Raw genomic sequence first — 14,285 nt, 5'->3', positions numbered from 1 at the left:
GTGCCGTAGCGACGGATTTCAGGCGTCGATTTCTACCCACAACGGAACATGGTCTGAGGGTTTGTCACGGGCGCGGATTTCCTTGTCGATACCACAGTCGGTCAGCAAATCCGCCGCTTGCGGGCTGAGCAGAAAGTGGTCAATGCGGATACCGTCATTCTTGTTCCAAGCCCCGGCCTGATAATCCCAGAAGGTGTAATGCCCCGGACCCTGCACCCGCGCGCGGAACGCTTCGGTGAAGCCCAGATTGAGGATGCGGCGAAAGGCGGCGCGGCTCTCGGGGAGGGCCAGCGCATCCTCGCGCCACGCCTCGGGGCGGGCGGCGTCCTCATCCTGCGGGATTATGTTGTAATCGCCGCCCATCAGGACCGGCTCTTCACTGGCGAGCAGATCGCGCGCGCGGGCCTGCAGGCGTTCCATCCAGGCCAGTTTATAGTCGTATTTTGGTCCCGGCGTCGGGTTGCCATTGGGGAGGTAGAGACCGCAGAGGCGCAGCGCGCGGTGGTCTCCCATGACGGTGGCTTCGATCCAGCGGGCCTGTTCGTCGGTGTCGTCACCGGGCAGGCCGCGCGTCACATCCTCTAACGGACGTTTGGAGAGGATCGCCACGCCGTTAAAGCCCTTTTGCCCATGCGTTTCGACATTATAGCCGAGATCCTCGAAGATTTCGCGCGGAAAGCCGTCATCGACGGATTTGATCTCTTGCAGGAGGACCACATCGGGGGCGGCCTCATCAAGCCAAGCGGGCAGGGCGTCGATCCGGGCCTTGATGCCGTTGATGTTGAACGTGGCGATTTTCATGGCGCGGCCCCCCCCGTGGTGTCGTTTGATCCTCTATCGCGCAGGGGCGCGGAGGTGACAAGCGGTCACATCGAGAACGAGGTGCCGCAGCCGCAGGAGGAGGATGCATTTGGATTGTCGATCACAAAACGCGCGCCGATCAATTCTTCGCTGAAATCAATCGTTGCCCCGGACAAGAAGGGCAGGGATACGGAATCCACGACCACTTTTTGCCCCTCGCCTTCGAGAATCAGGTCGTCCGCCGCAGGTTGATCCAGCCGGATTTCGTATTGAAACCCGGAGCAGCCGCCGCCCTCAACCGCGACGCGGAGAGCCTGTCCCTGATCCCCCGCGCCGATTTCGGCGAGGCGGGCAAAGGCGCGATGGGTCACCTTGGGTGGAAGTTGCATGGCGGGCTCCGGGGTGTTTTACGTTTCGGTTCAACTGCAATATATGGTCCATGGCCTCTGGCGACAAGGATATCCCGCATGACCGCTCTTTATGCCTCTGATCCCACGGCGATCCGGGGGCGTCTGGTGCCTGAAGAGGAGAGTGTTTTTCGCTCACCCTTTCAGCGCGACCGGGACCGGATCATCCATTCCAGTGCGTTTCGGCGACTCAAGCACAAGACACAGGTCTTTGTCGCGCATGAGGGCGATTATTTCCGCACGCGGCTGACCCATTCCATCGAAGTGGCTCAGGTGGCGCGCACGATTGCCGGAGCGCTTGGGCTGAATGGCGAGCTGACCGAGGCGGTGGCGTTGGCGCATGATCTGGGGCATCCGCCCTTTGCCCATGCCGGCGAGGATACGCTCGATGCGCTGATGGCGCCCTATGGCGGGTTTGATCACAACGCGCAGGCGGTGCGGATCGTGACATCGCTGGAGCGGCATTATGCCGAGTTCGACGGGCTCAACCTGACATGGGAGACGCTGGAGGGGCTGGCCAAGCACAACGGCCCCTTAACGCCCCTCCGGGGCGATGGCCCGGTGACCGGGACGCTGCCTTATGCCTTGGCGGAGTACAACGCGCGGCATGATTTGGAGTTGCACACCCACGCCAGCGCCGAGGCACAGGTGGCGGCCCTCTCGGACGATATTGCCTATAACAATCACGACCTGCACGACGGGTTGCGCGCGGGGCTCTTTACCGATGAGGAAATCGCGGCCCTGCCCATTGTGGGCGACTGTTATGCGGACGTGGACCGGCTCTATCCGGGGCTGGATGCCAAGCGCCGCAGACATGAGGCGCTGCGTCGGGTGTTTGGTGTGATGGTGGGCGATGTGATCGACTGTTCGCGCCATACGCTGGATGAGGCGCGCCCCGCCTCTGTGGCGGAGGTACGTCATCTGGGCCGCCCGGTGATCCAGTTTTCGGCTGGTCTCTGGGCTGATCTGAAGGAAATTCGCGGCTTTCTCTTTGCCCGCATGTATCGCGCGCCAGAGGTCAATGCGATGCGCGACCACGTGCATGTCGTGGTGAGTGACCTCTTTCCGCATTACCTGCATGCGCCGCAGCACCTGCCGGAGGAATGGCGCAAGGATGTGGCGCAGGCTGAAGATGAAACGGGTCTCGCCCGGTTGGTGAGTGATTACATCGCTGGCATGACGGATCGTTTCGCGCTTCAGGAACACGCGCGGCTGACGGGCAATCCCGATCTGGTTGCGGAGAGAGAGGGGCTTTAGCGCGTTGCGATCCGCTCTTTGGTCCAAGGGTGGGCGAGGCTTGTGATTGACGCGCCTCTCGCCGTTGAGTAACCCACCGCAATGCAGCAAGGAAAGCTTTTATGAACCTCTTTACCGATATGCGTGCCCTCGTCGTGGAAACGCTGGCCGCGATGCAGACCGGGGGCCAATTGCCGGAAGGGCTGGATCTGGCCAATGTCACGGTCGAGCCGCCGCGCGATGCCGCACATGGTGATATGGCGACCAACGCGGCGATGGTGCTGGCCAAGCCTGCGGGCCTCAAGCCGCGCGAGATTGCAGAAGCGCTTGCGGCGCGGCTGGGCGATGATCCCCGCATCGAGCATGTCGAGGTGGCGGGTCCGGGGTTTCTCAATCTGCAACTCTCACCGCTCCTCTGGCAAAACGTGGCGCGCGCAGCGTTGCAGCAGGGCGTCACTTTCGGGCGCTCGACCATGGGGCAGGGCCGCCGCGTCAACGTGGAGTTTGTCAGCGCCAACCCCACCGGGCCGCTGCATGTGGGCCATACGCGGGGGGCTGTGTTCGGTGACGCTCTGGCGAGTCTTTTGGATTTCGTGGGCTATGAGGTCACGCGCGAATATTACATCAATGACGGCGGCGCGCAGGTCGATGTGCTCGCCCGCTCGGTCTATCTGCGCTATCTTGAGGCGCATGGGCAGGCGGTGGCCTTTGCCGATGGCACCTATCCCGGCGATTACCTCATTGAGGTCGGTGAGGCGCTGAAGGCTGAGGTGGGCGATGTCTATGTCGGGCAGCCCGAGGATGTCTGGCTGGAGCCGATCCGGGATTTCGCCACGGATCGGATGATGGCGCTGATCCGCGAGGATCTGGCGGCGCTTGGCGTCGAGATGGACGTATTCTACTCGGAAAAGTCGCTTTATGGCACGGGGCTGATTGAGGCCGCGATCGAGGATCTGCGGAGCAAGGGGTTGATCTATCGCGGCGTGCTGGAGCCACCCAAGGGTAAGATGCCCGAGGATTGGGAACCGCGCGAACAGACGTTGTTCAAATCCACCGAACATGGCGACGATGTGGACCGCCCTATCATGAAATCGGATGGCGGTTGGACCTATTTCGCCCCGGATATTGCCTATCATTATGACAAGATCAGCCGGGGGTTTGACCTCTTGATCGACGTGTTTGGCGCCGATCATGGCGGCTATGTCAAGCGGATGAAGGCGGCGGTCTCGGCGCTGTCGAATGGCCGTGTGCCGGTCGATATCAAGCTCTGCCAACTGGTCAAGCTCTTCAAGAATGGTGAACCGTTCAAGATGTCAAAGCGCGCGGGCACCTTTGTCACGCTGCGCGATGTGGTGGATCAGGTGGGGGCTGATGTGACCCGCTTTGTGATGCTCACGCGCAAGAATGACGCACCTTTGGATTTCGATTTCGACAAGGTGCTGGAGCAGTCCAAGGACAATCCGGTGTTCTACGTGCAATATGCCAATGCGCGGGTGAATTCGGTGCTGCGCAAGGCCGCCGAGGCCGGGATGGCGGTGGATGATGCCACGCTGGCGCAAGCCGATCTCTCGGGTTTGACCCACGAGGCAGAGTTGAACGTCGCACGCAAGATTGCCGAATGGCCGCGTCTGGTCGAGATTGCCGGGCGTACAAATGAGCCGCACCGCGTGGCGTTTTATCTCTATGATCTTGCGTCGGATCTGCATGCCCTCTGGAACCGGGGCAATGACGACGCGTCGTTGCGGTTCATTCAAGAGGGCGATGTGGCCACATCGCAGGCTAAAATCGCCCTCGCGCGTGCTGTAACCGTTGTTATTTCCGCAGGTCTTGGTATTCTTGGTGTCACTCCGGCGGAAGAAATGCGCTAACGCAGCAAAGCCGGGGGTGAGGCAGAACAGTACATCCCCGGCGACCATGTATCGCCGGAGAGCAAGAGGCGGACCATGGCAGATATGCACTATGCACGGCCCGAAGCGGGGCCTGAGCGGACGAGTTTCATTGTCAGGCTGACCAATCTGACCGGCGCGGCGTTGTCGATCGCGCTGATCGCGGGCGTGGGCGTCTGGGGATACAAGATGGTCATGCGCGATGTGTCCGGCGTGCCCGTGGTGCGCGCGGCTGAAGGACCAATGCGGGAGACCCCCGCCGATCCCGGTGGCGATGCTGCCGCGCATCAGGGTCTGGCGGTCAATGCGGTGGCCGCAGAGGGGATTGCGGCGGCCCCGGCGGATCGCCTGGTTTTGGCCCCGCCACCGCTTGAATTGTCGCTGGACGATGTTGCGCCACTTACCCAAGGGACGGAGGAGGCTGCGGCGCGGCCCACGGCTGAGGCAACGCAGAGCGATCCAAGTGCTGCGCCGGAAGAGCTGCGCAATGCCTCTATTCTGGCGCTCGCAGATCAAATCGCAGCCGGGGCGTCGCCGATGGCCCCGTTGGAAGAAGTGGTCACCGGGCCGGAGGCGGTTGATGCCCCTGAGGAGGAGGCCGAGGCCGAAGCCGAAGCGGCTGTGGCGGATACCGCGAGCGCGGTGACGCGCCCGCGTGCGCGACCGGCCTCTTTGACCTCGGTTCCCGAGGCGATTGCGCTTGCGGTGGCGGCGGCACAGTCTGTCCCGTCGGATGAGGTGGATGCCGACACCATCCCGCTTGGGACGCGGCTGGCGCAGTTGGGGGCCTTTGATTCGGCTGAGGTGGCGCGCGCAGAATGGGACCGGCTGGCGGGGCGGTTCGGTGACTTTCTGGACGGCAAACAACGAGTTATCCAGCGCGCCGAGAGTGGTGGGCGCACGTTCTACCGGCTGCGGGCCATGGGATTTGCCGATCTGGGCGATGCGCGGCGGTTCTGTTCGGCGCTGGTCGCGGAACGCGCTGAATGTATCCCGGTGGTCACGCGGTGACGCGGTTTGGGGCGACGATCCTAGATGCGGAGGGTCTGCGGCTGACGGTAGAGGAAAAGGCGCTGTTTCGCGATACGCGCCCGTTTGGTTTCATCCTCTTTGCCCGCAATATCGACAGCCCGGATCAGGTACGCGCGCTGTGCTCTGAGATGCGCGAGGCGGCTGGTCATGAGGCGATGATCACCATTGATCAGGAGGGCGGCCGTGTGCAGCGGCTGCGCGCGCCGCTCTGGCGGGAGTGGCCCGCGCCGTTGGATCAGGCCGAAGCGGCAGGCGCGGGCGCGGCGGAGGCGATGTATCTGCGCTATCGCCTGATTGCCGCGGAGTTGCACGCGCTTGGCATTGACAGCAATTGCGCGCCGTTGGTGGATGTGGCGGGGCCTGCGACGCATCCCTTTCTGCGCAATCGTTGCTACGGGTTTGAGGCCCATACGGTAGCGACGCTCGGGCGTGCGGTGGCGGGTGGTCTACTGGACGGGGGCGTATTGCCCGTGGTGAAGCATATCCCCGGACATGGCCGCGCCGAAGCGGATAGTCACCATGATCTGCCGGTGGTGACAGCCGTGAAGAGTGACCTGCAAGCCACGGATTTTGCACCGTTTCAGGCCTTGAATGACCTGCCGCTCGGGATGACCGCGCATCTGGTCTATACCGCGATTGATGACGCACCTGCGACGCTGTCCGCGCCGATGATGCGGGTGATCCGGGATGAGATCGGCTTTGACGGGCTGATCATGACCGATGACATTTCGATGAAGGCGCTGAGGGGGACGCTGCCGGAGCTGTCGCGTGCAGCACTCGAGGCGGGCTGCGATGTGATCCTGCATTGCAACGGCACGCTGCCGGAACGGACGGCGGTGGCCGAGGCGGCGGGTGAGATGACCAATGCCGCGCAGATCCGCGCGGAGCGGGCGCTGACATGGCGCAAGACCCCCCAAGAGATTGACATTTCCGCCCTCTCGGCACAGCTTGATGCGCTGATGGGCGGGTGTTCGCATGGTTGAGGACGATTTCGACAGGGACGAGAGGCCGGTCAATGTGGCCGAGCGGCTGGCCGCCGAGGCGCTGATTGTCGATGTGGATGGGTTTGAGGGGCCGCTGGACCTGCTCCTGACGCTGAGTCGGACGCAGAAAGTGGATTTGCGCAAGATTTCGGTGCTGGAACTGGCGCGGCAGTATCTGGCCTTTGTCGAGCAAGCCAAGGCGCTGCGGTTGGAACTGGCGGCGGATTATCTGGTGATGGCGGCCTGGCTCGCCTTTCTCAAATCGCGGTTGTTATTGCCGCCTGACCCGACAGAGGACGGGCCGTCGGGCGAGGACTTGGCGGCGCATCTGGCGTTTCAATTGGAGCGGTTGCAGGCGATGCGCGATTGCGCGGCGCGCCTCATGGGACGCGACCGGCTCGGGCGCGATTTCTTTGCGCGCGGTATTCCCGAGGATGTGGCGCGGCTGCGGCGTGTGACCTATACGGCGACGCTGCTTGATCTGATGCAGGGCTATGCAAGGATCAGGACGCGCGACGAATTCCGCCCCTTTGTGATGGATCGTGACGCGCTGTTCACGATGGAGCAGGCGTTGGAGCGGATGCGGGGGCTGATTGGGTTTGCCGGCACCTGGACGGATATCGTGAGCTATTTGCCGGAGGGATTTACCGCCGATCCCGGACGTCGCCGTTCGGCCACGGCCTCGACCTTTGCCGCGGCATTGGAATTGGTCAAAGAGGGACGGGCGGAACTACGGCAAGCGGAGGTTTTCGCGCCCATCGAGCTAAGGCGCAGGGATTAAGAGCATGTCAGAAGTATCGGAAGAAAAAGAACAAAGTCTGTTCAAGGCACCTCCCGTTGCTGAGCAGGAACGGATGATTGAAGCGATGCTCTTTGCGAGCGCCGAGCCGCTTACGACGCGTGACATGGCCGAACGGATGCCGCATGGCAGCGACCCCGCAGAAGCGCTCGTTCATCTGCGCAAGCGTTATGAGGGGCGCGGTGTGCGTGTGGTCAAGGTAGGTGATGCCTGGGCCATCCGCACAGCGCCCGATCTGGGGTATCTGATGAGCCGCGAGACCATTGAGACTCGCAAGCTGAGTCGGGCCGCGATCGAGACCTTGGCGATCATCGCCTATCACCAACCCGTGACGCGCGCCGAGATCGAGGAAATTCGCGGTGTGGCCGTCAGCCGGGGGACGGTGGATCAACTGCTGGAAATGGAGTGGGTCCGGTTCGGGCGGCGCAAGATGACGCCGGGACGCCCGGTGACATTTGTCGTCACGCAGGAGTTTCTGGATCACTTCGGGCTGGAGAGCGCGCGCGATCTGCCGGGGCTCAAGGAATTGCGCGCTGCTGGCCTCTTGGACAATCGCCCGCCGCCGGGAACGATGCCGACGATGGGCAGCGAGGACGGTGACGAGGACGAGGGCGCGCCGGGGCAGAACGAGTTGTTCGAGGATTGAAGGGGCTGGATGGTCGGCGCCTCCGGCGGGAGTATTTCGGCCAAGAAAAAGCACAACACGCCTGGTCTGCCCTGAAATTGGCAAGTTTCAGGGTTATGTCGGTGCAAGAGGCAGCAAGGGGAGCGGTGCTATGAACGCCAATCAGATGATCAACATGGTGGTTCGCATGATCCTGCAACGGGTGATGCGCGGCGGCATGACGGCGGTGAGCAAGAGGATGAGCGGCGGCGATGACGCGACGGCACGCAAGACCGTGCAGCGCGGACGGCAGGTGATGAAGATCGGCCGCAAGATGGGGCGCTTTTAAGCCTTGAAATGCTTGGAGAGTTTCAGGCCCTGACCTTGATAGTTTGATGCTATGCCCGCGCCGTAGAGCTGATCGGGCACGCGGTCCATGTGTTCATAGACCAAGCGTCCGACAATCTGGCCGTGTTCCAACACGAAAGGCGCCTCGTGGCAGCGCACTTCGAGCACGCCGCGAGAGCCGGTGCCGCCTGCGGCAGCATGGCCAAAGCCGGGATCGAAGAAGCCTGCGTAATGCACCCGGAATTCGCCCACCATGGCCACGTAGGGGGCCATTTCGGCGGCGCATTCGGGGGGGATATGCACCGCCTCGCGGCTCACCAAAATGTAAAAGGCACCGGGATCGAGGATGATCTGGCCGTTGTCGGAATGCACCTCTTCCCAATAGGCGGCGGGATCGTAATGGCCGATCCGGTCAAGGTCGATCACGCCGGTATGCGGCTTGGCGCGGTAGCCGACCAGCGTGCCGGTGGCAGGGCGCAGATCGACGGAAAAGCCAAGCCCCTCGTCGATCATGGCGGCACCATCCACCAGCGGCGTTTGGGCGTGGAGCGTGCGCAGGGCGTCATCCGAGAGCACGGCCTGACCTGCGCGAAAGCGGATCTGGTTGAGACGCATGCCGGGGCGCACCAGCACGGAAAAGGAGCGCGGGCAAATTTCGGCATAGAGGGGACCGGCATAGCCGGGGGTCACACGGTCAAACTCGACCCCGCTGTCGGTGATGAGGCGGGTCAAGAGATCGAGCCGACCGGTCGAGGACTTGGCATTGGCAACGGCCTGCACCCCCAGAGGAAGGGCGAGCGATTCCATCAAAGGGACCACGTAAACGCAGCCTTTTTCCAGCACCGCCCCGGCGTCGAGGTCGATCCGGTGCATTTCAAACTCGGCCAGCCTGTCGGCGACGGTGCGCCCGGTCCCGGTGAGAAAGGATGCCCTCACACGGTAGGCCATCTGACCGAGACGCAGGTCAAGGCTCGCAGGCTGAATCTGTTCGGGCAGGATCGCGGGTGTGCCGGACAGGGTGCCCGTCTCGATCATGGCGCGGATTTGTTGGCTGGAAAGAACCCCGGTCATCTTTGCCCCCTCTTTTTGCGCCCCGCATTCTGGTCAGGGTGCCCGAGGGGCCGAGGCGGGCGGAATCGTCGGTAAATTTGGTCGGGCTAGCAGGACTTGAACCTGCGACCTTCCGTCCCCCAGACGGACGCGCTACCAGGCTGCGCTATAGCCCGACGATGGGCTGTTCATAGCGATTTTGTCCGCAGGGGCAAGAGGGAAATCCCGAAATCGCGCAGGGATTTACCGGTCTTTGGCGTGAGAGGCCGCATGCGCCCGGAGTGCTGCGACGAGCGGGGCAAAGCGGCGGGCCAATTCCGGGGACACGGGCCGGGGCAGGGTGCTGAGCGCGGTCAGAAGACCGGGGGCTGCGGCGAGGGTGTCGCTCGGATCTGCGGGGAGATCGGGCTCTGCGAAGGGCTCTGGCGGGGGGGTGGTTTCGGCCGCCACAGGGCCTATGGTCTCCGGCGTCTGGACCGGGGCGGGAGTGGAGAGTGGGAGGTCATCCGGCTCGACTGCGGGTTCTGGTTCGGGTTCTGATAGGTGTTCGTCCCCTGCCGTGACAGCCTCTGGCTCCGGGTCACGGGTGGCAGAGTGCTCAGTCGAGGCGGCCCGCGCGTGGTCTGCCGTCTGGGAGATATCGCTCTCGTCTTTGGCCGTGTCCGTAAGATCATCAATCGCGTCCGCAGTCCCGGAGTCCGGTTCAGGCTCTTGCCCGGGATGGGCGAATGTCAGCACGTCGGCGGGGCGAGCGGGCGCTGTTTCGACATCGAGTGCAATGCCGCTGATCTCGCCCGTGGACTCGTCGTCCAAGGGCGGCGACATCCCGCATACGTGTTGAATACCGTGCTCGCGGAGATATTTTTGCGCGCCCTTGATGGTCATGCCCTGATCATGCAGGAGCGCTTTGATGCCACCAATCAGGGTCATGTCTGCGGGGCGGTAATAGCGTCGTCCACCGGCGCGCTTGACCGGCTTGATCTGGGTGAACTTGCTTTCCCAGAACCGCAGCACATGCGCCGGAACCTCAAGCCAATCCGCGACTTCGCTGATGGTTCTAAAGGCGTCGGCGGCTTTGCCCATGGGCGGCGATATCCTCAGCTCTTGGTGCCGTCGGCGACGCGGTCTTTCATCAGGTGAGAGGGGCGAAAGGTCAGCACCCGGCGTGGGTTGATCGGCACTTCTTCGCCAGTTTTCGGATTGCGGCCGACGCGGGCCGTCTTGTCACGCACCGAGAAGGTGCCGAAAGATGAGATCTTGACCTGTTCTCCGCGCACAAGGGCGTCGGACATATGGTCCAGAACGCTCTCGACCAATTGCGCCGCGTCATTGCGCGACAGCCCAACCTCGCGGAAAACGGCCTCGCTCAAATCCATCCGTGTTAATGTCTTGTCGGTCATCACATCCCCGCGATTTTTTTCATTACATTGCGGCGAAGAGATTTCCGAGTCAATCTCAACCACTTACAGGCAGCGGTTAACCTGCGCCTTTTCGCGCATTTTGGTGAGATTCACCAGCGTAGGGCCACGGCCCCCCAGGCCAGACCCCCGCCAATTGCCTCGGCAAGCAGCAAATCGCCCTGTTTGATCTTGCCGGAGGCCACCCCGACCGAGAGCGCCAAGGGGATCGAGGCGGCAGAGGTGTTGCCGTGGTCCTGCACGGTGACGATGACGCGGTCCATAGGCAGGCCCAGTTTCTTGGCCGTGCCCTGAATGATGCGGATGTTGGCCTGATGCGGGACGATCCAATCGACATCGGCACCGGTCAGTCCGATTTTTTCCAGTGCGGCCTCGGCGGTCGACGCGAGTTTCTCGACCGCCTGACGGAAGAGGGGGTTGCCCTGCATGCGCAGTTTGCCCGCCTCGCCGGTGGTTGAAACACCGCCATCGACATAGAGCATATCGCGATAGCGACCATCGGAATTGAGGTCGGAGGACAGGATTCCGCGATCGGCGGAGGTGCCGGTGCCCTCTTCTGCCGCCAGCACCAATGCGCCCGCGCCGTCGCCAAAAAGCACGCAGGTCGAGCGGTCCGTCCAATCCATGATGCGGCTGAAGGTCTCTGCGCCGATCACCAGCACGCGCTGCGCCTGACCTGAGAGGATGAGCGCGTTGGCGGTGGTGAGCGCATAGATGAAGCCCGCGCAAACGGCCTGAATGTCAAAGCCGAAGCCACGCGTCATGCCAAGCTCTTTTTGCACCATCGTGGCCACAGAGGGGAATGTCAGGTCTGGTGTCGATGTCGCGACAACGATCCCATCAATGTCATCGGCGACAAGGCCTGCATTCGTAAGGGCTGCGCGCGCGGCGCGCACGGCGAGATCCGATGTGGGTTGGCCATCGGCGGCAAAATGACGGCGTTCGATGCCGGAGCGGGTGCGAATCCACTCATCCGAGGTCTCCAGAGTCTTTTCGAATTCCGAGTTGGGAACGATGCGGTCTGGTAGATAATGCCCGATACCTTGGACGACGGAGCGCAGTGTCATTCAGTTTCAGCCTCTGGTTGGGGCTCTGTTTGCAGATCTGAGGGGGCACCCTGGTCCAGCAGGGCCGCAGAGGCAACCCGCGCCGCCAGCTTGTCGGAAAAGCCCGATTGTGCCAATTCGAACGCCAGTTTGATTGCGGAGGATACGCCCATGGAATCGGCCGCGCCATGGGATTTGACCACAGTGCCGTTGAGCCCGAGGAACACGCCGCCATTGGCGCGGCGCGGGTCAATCCGCTTTTTCAGGCGGGCGAGCGAGGTATAGGCGAGCACCGAGGCCAGGCGCGACAGCAGCGAATAGGCAAAGGCCTCGCGCAGCAGGTCGGAAATCAGTTTGGCGATGCCTTCGCCGGTCTTGAGGGCCACGTTGCCGGTGAATCCGTCGGTGACGATCACATCACATTTGGTGCCGGGCAGGTCGCGCCCTTCGACAAAGCCGACGAAATCGAAATCCGCAATCCGGGCGTTGGCGGCGATGAGGTCATAGGCCTCTTTCAGCTCGGCGCGGCCCTTGTGCTCTTCGGTGCCGACATTGAGCAGGCCGATCCGGGGGCGCGCAAGGCCGAAGCCGTTGCGCGCATAAGAAGCCCCCATAAGGGCATATTGCATCAAATCCTTGGCATCGGCGCGAATGTCTGCGCCGCCGTCCAGCATGATATTGTGCTTTTGCGGATTCTTGGAGGGCCACATGACCGCGATGGCGGGGCGGAAGATGCCCGGTAGCTTGCGCAGTCGCAGCACCGACATGAGCATCAGCGCGCCGGTATTGCCGCAGGAGACACAGACCGTCGCCTCGCCCATGCGGACCGATTCGAGCGCGGACCACATCGAGGTCTCACGCCCGTGGCGCACCACATGTGACGGCTTGTCTTCCATCGTGACAACTTCGGGCGCGTGCCGGATTTCGCATCGCTCGGAGAGGCCACGACGTTTCGAGATCAGGCGCTCCAACTCTTCGCGGGGGCCATGAACGATGAACCCGATATTGGGGTTCTTGGACGCGGAATCGGCAATGCCGGCGACAATGGTCGCCGGCCCCTGATCCCCGCCCATGGCGTCAATCGAGATGATGGTGCGTCCTGCACCCGCCTTGGATTGGTCCGTGCGAGCGGTCATGCAGCAAATCGCCTATCGCGGCTTCAGGCCGCGTCGTCTTCCAGGTCGATCTCTTCCACCAGCGCCACGACCTCGCGGTCGGCATAGTGTCCGCACGCGGAGCACACATGATGCGGGCGCTTCAGTTCGCCGCAGTTGGTGCATTCGTTCGGATTGCCTGCAACCAGCGCGTCATGGGCGCGGCGATTGTTGCGGCGCGATTTCGATACTTTGTTCTGTTGGACGGCCATGTCGCAACCTCAATTCCTGTGGGCCGATTGGCCCTGTTTCACGGGTGTTCGCGGCTCATAGTATGTTACGAGCCGCCGGTTCAACCCCAAATTCCGGTGAGAGCGGGAAAATACAGAGATTTAATGCCGGGGCAAGCGATTCTTGGGGTCAGCGCGAGGCGATCAGTCGTCATTGCCCTCTTGCAGCTTGTTTCGCAGGCTGGCGAGGGCGGCAAAGGGCTTGGTCTCTTCGTCCTGCAGGGGGGCAACACCCTCCTCGGCGATTGCGAGGCTGCCGAGTTCGGCACCATCGCGGCGCGGATAGGCGGGCAGCGCCAGCGCCAAGGCCTCGATCATCACGCGAGAGAGGTCGATTTCGGCACCCAGGGGCTCAAACGTGTCATCCTCGGGCATCTCGATCTCTGCGCCGGGTTCGACCGGGTCGAGATCGGCCTCTGGCGAAAAGCGTCGGGTGACTTTCTCATCAATGCGTGTCTGCACGGGCTCGAGCGTGACCACGCAGGGCTGGATCACGGTTGCGCCCAGGTCGGCCTGCAACAACCAGTCCTTGCGCCCCTCGGCGCTCAGCGTACCGCGAAGGCGCAATTTGCGCAGACCGAGCAGATCGAGTTCCGCGGAGATGGCTTCTGTCTGCGCCGTGTCAGGCACCAGATCAAACGTCACGGGCCGGCGGGTCGAAAGGTCAGCCACGCGAATAACCTGGGTCTTTTGCGGGTGTTGTGACATCTTTCCCCTCGCTTCCATTCTTGAAACATTGCATCACCTTGCTGTAAGCGGGATAAAAGCCACAGGCGGCCAAGACAAGAGGGCAGAAATGACAGCGATCCGAAACCGAGTGGTCAGCGCCTTGGCGCTTTGCTGTCTTATTGTCGCAACCGGCTGTTCAGCCACCTACCGCAATCACGGCTATGTGCCGCCCGAAGAGGACCTGCAAAACCTCGTGGTGGGGGTGGATACCCGTGCCACCGTGGATGATGTCGTTGGGCCGCCATCTTTGTCAGGCGTGCTGGCGGATGGTGATTATTATTACGTGCGCAGCCGGGTGCGTGAATATGGCATGTTCCGCCCAAAGGTCGTGGAGCGTCGGGTTCTGGCAATTTCGTTCAATGACGATGACACGATCGCCAATATCGAAGAGTTCGGGCTTGAGGCCGGTCAAGTGGTGCCGCTGGCGCGGCGTGTGACGGATTCGTCTGTGATCAAGAATGGCTTCCTGCGCCAGATCCTGAGCAACATCGGCAATCTCAACCCCGCCTCCGCGTTCGAGTAAAAAGAGGTCATGCCGCTGTCACAGCTTGCGTGCTAGAGC

At 62.5% G+C, this 14,285-nt stretch carries 17 protein-coding genes and 1 tRNA gene; 8 read left to right on the top strand and 10 right to left on the bottom strand.

Annotation, left to right across the window (positions count from 1 at the left end; all coding sequences use genetic code 11):
- Positions 1 to 18: 18 nt before the first annotated feature.
- Together xth and ROS217_RS16950 are read right to left on the bottom strand one after the other, a co-directional pair.
- Positions 19 to 801, bottom strand: a complete 783-nt coding sequence (gene xth, locus ROS217_RS16955) for an exodeoxyribonuclease III (protein ID WP_009819021.1) — start codon at positions 799 to 801, stop codon at positions 19 to 21.
- A gap of 65 nt (positions 802 to 866) precedes the next feature.
- The gene (locus tag ROS217_RS16950; protein WP_009819020.1) at positions 867 to 1,190 is read right to left on the bottom strand and encodes a HesB/IscA family protein; all 324 of its coding nucleotides are present in this window, start codon (positions 1,188 to 1,190) and stop codon (positions 867 to 869) included.
- A gap of 78 nt (positions 1,191 to 1,268) precedes the next feature.
- On the opposite strand from ROS217_RS16950, the gene ROS217_RS16945 reads away from it, so the two are divergent.
- The 7 genes from ROS217_RS16945 (at position 1,269) to ROS217_RS24425 (ending at position 8,097) form a co-directional block, all read left to right on the top strand.
- Entirely contained in the window at positions 1,269 to 2,465 is a 1,197-nt protein-coding gene (locus tag ROS217_RS16945; protein ID WP_009819019.1) for a deoxyguanosinetriphosphate triphosphohydrolase, read from the top strand.
- Between the two features lie 101 nt (positions 2,466 to 2,566).
- Positions 2,567 to 4,312 (top strand): arginine--tRNA ligase, encoded by a 1,746-nt coding sequence (argS, locus tag ROS217_RS16940; protein ID WP_009819018.1) that lies wholly within the window; start codon positions 2,567 to 2,569, stop codon positions 4,310 to 4,312.
- Positions 4,313 to 4,387: 75 nt separating this feature from the next.
- Positions 4,388 to 5,341: an SPOR domain-containing protein gene (locus tag ROS217_RS16935; RefSeq protein WP_009819017.1), complete on the top strand. Its 954-nt coding sequence runs from the start codon at positions 4,388 to 4,390 to the stop codon at positions 5,339 to 5,341.
- Positions 5,317 to 6,345, top strand: coding sequence for a beta-N-acetylhexosaminidase (nagZ, locus tag ROS217_RS16930; RefSeq protein WP_009819016.1), 1,029 nt, complete (start codon positions 5,317 to 5,319; stop codon positions 6,343 to 6,345). The genes ROS217_RS16935 and nagZ overlap by 25 nt, the downstream gene beginning before the upstream one ends.
- Positions 6,338 to 7,126 carry a segregation and condensation protein A gene (locus ROS217_RS16925; RefSeq protein ID WP_009819015.1) on the top strand — a complete coding sequence of 263 codons (789 nt, stop codon included), beginning with the start codon at positions 6,338 to 6,340 and terminating at the stop codon, positions 7,124 to 7,126. Before nagZ ends, ROS217_RS16925 begins: the two co-directional genes overlap by 8 nt.
- Positions 7,127 to 7,130: 4 nt before the next feature.
- Entirely contained in the window at positions 7,131 to 7,790 is a 660-nt protein-coding gene (scpB, locus tag ROS217_RS16920; protein WP_009819014.1) for an SMC-Scp complex subunit ScpB, read from the top strand.
- A 130-nt stretch (positions 7,791 to 7,920) separates the two neighbouring features.
- Positions 7,921 to 8,097 carry a hypothetical protein gene (locus ROS217_RS24425; protein WP_009819013.1) on the top strand — a complete coding sequence of 59 codons (177 nt, stop codon included), beginning with the start codon at positions 7,921 to 7,923 and terminating at the stop codon, positions 8,095 to 8,097.
- On the opposite strand, the gene ROS217_RS16915 is transcribed toward ROS217_RS24425, so the two are convergent.
- From ROS217_RS16915 to ROS217_RS16880, 8 genes are all read right to left on the bottom strand, one after another.
- Positions 8,094 to 9,167, bottom strand: coding sequence for a 2'-deoxycytidine 5'-triphosphate deaminase (locus ROS217_RS16915; protein WP_040650693.1), 1,074 nt, complete (start codon positions 9,165 to 9,167; stop codon positions 8,094 to 8,096). The genes ROS217_RS24425 and ROS217_RS16915 overlap by 4 nt on opposite strands.
- 78 nt (positions 9,168 to 9,245) lie before the next feature.
- Positions 9,246 to 9,322: transfer RNA gene (locus tag ROS217_RS16910), tRNA-Pro, on the bottom strand.
- 67 nt (positions 9,323 to 9,389) lie between these two features.
- Positions 9,390 to 10,229: a MerR family transcriptional regulator gene (locus ROS217_RS16905; RefSeq protein WP_009819011.1), complete on the bottom strand. Its 840-nt coding sequence runs from the start codon at positions 10,227 to 10,229 to the stop codon at positions 9,390 to 9,392.
- A gap of 14 nt (positions 10,230 to 10,243) precedes the next feature.
- Complete coding sequence (ihfA, locus tag ROS217_RS16900; protein WP_296430493.1) at positions 10,244 to 10,588, bottom strand: integration host factor subunit alpha; 345 nt, start codon at positions 10,586 to 10,588, stop codon at positions 10,244 to 10,246.
- 68 nt (positions 10,589 to 10,656) lie between these two features.
- Positions 10,657 to 11,631, bottom strand: coding sequence for a beta-ketoacyl-ACP synthase III (locus ROS217_RS16895; RefSeq protein ID WP_009819009.1), 975 nt, complete (start codon positions 11,629 to 11,631; stop codon positions 10,657 to 10,659).
- On the bottom strand, positions 11,628 to 12,746 hold the full coding sequence (gene plsX, locus ROS217_RS16890) for a phosphate acyltransferase PlsX (RefSeq protein WP_009819008.1): 1,119 nt from the start codon (positions 12,744 to 12,746) through the stop codon (positions 11,628 to 11,630). Before plsX ends, ROS217_RS16895 begins: the two co-directional genes overlap by 4 nt.
- 23 nt (positions 12,747 to 12,769) lie before the next feature.
- A complete protein-coding gene (gene rpmF, locus ROS217_RS16885; protein WP_008281050.1) occupies positions 12,770 to 12,976 on the bottom strand; it encodes a 50S ribosomal protein L32 in 207 nt (68 codons plus the stop codon).
- Positions 12,977 to 13,138: 162 nt separating this feature from the next.
- Entirely contained in the window at positions 13,139 to 13,702 is a 564-nt protein-coding gene (locus ROS217_RS16880) for a YceD family protein (protein ID WP_009819007.1), read from the bottom strand.
- A gap of 88 nt (positions 13,703 to 13,790) precedes the next feature.
- On the opposite strand from ROS217_RS16880, the gene ROS217_RS16875 reads away from it, so the two are divergent.
- Positions 13,791 to 14,246, top strand: coding sequence for an outer membrane protein assembly factor BamE (locus ROS217_RS16875; protein ID WP_009819006.1), 456 nt, complete (start codon positions 13,791 to 13,793; stop codon positions 14,244 to 14,246).
- Positions 14,247 to 14,285: the final 39 nt, after the last annotated feature.

Origin of the sequence: Roseovarius sp. 217 (assembly GCF_000152845.1) — a bacterium.
Taxonomy (GTDB): Bacteria; Pseudomonadota; Alphaproteobacteria; order Rhodobacterales; family Rhodobacteraceae; genus Roseovarius.
Note: the sequence above shows the minus strand (reverse complement) of the source record. Positions and strands in the feature narration are given on the sequence as shown.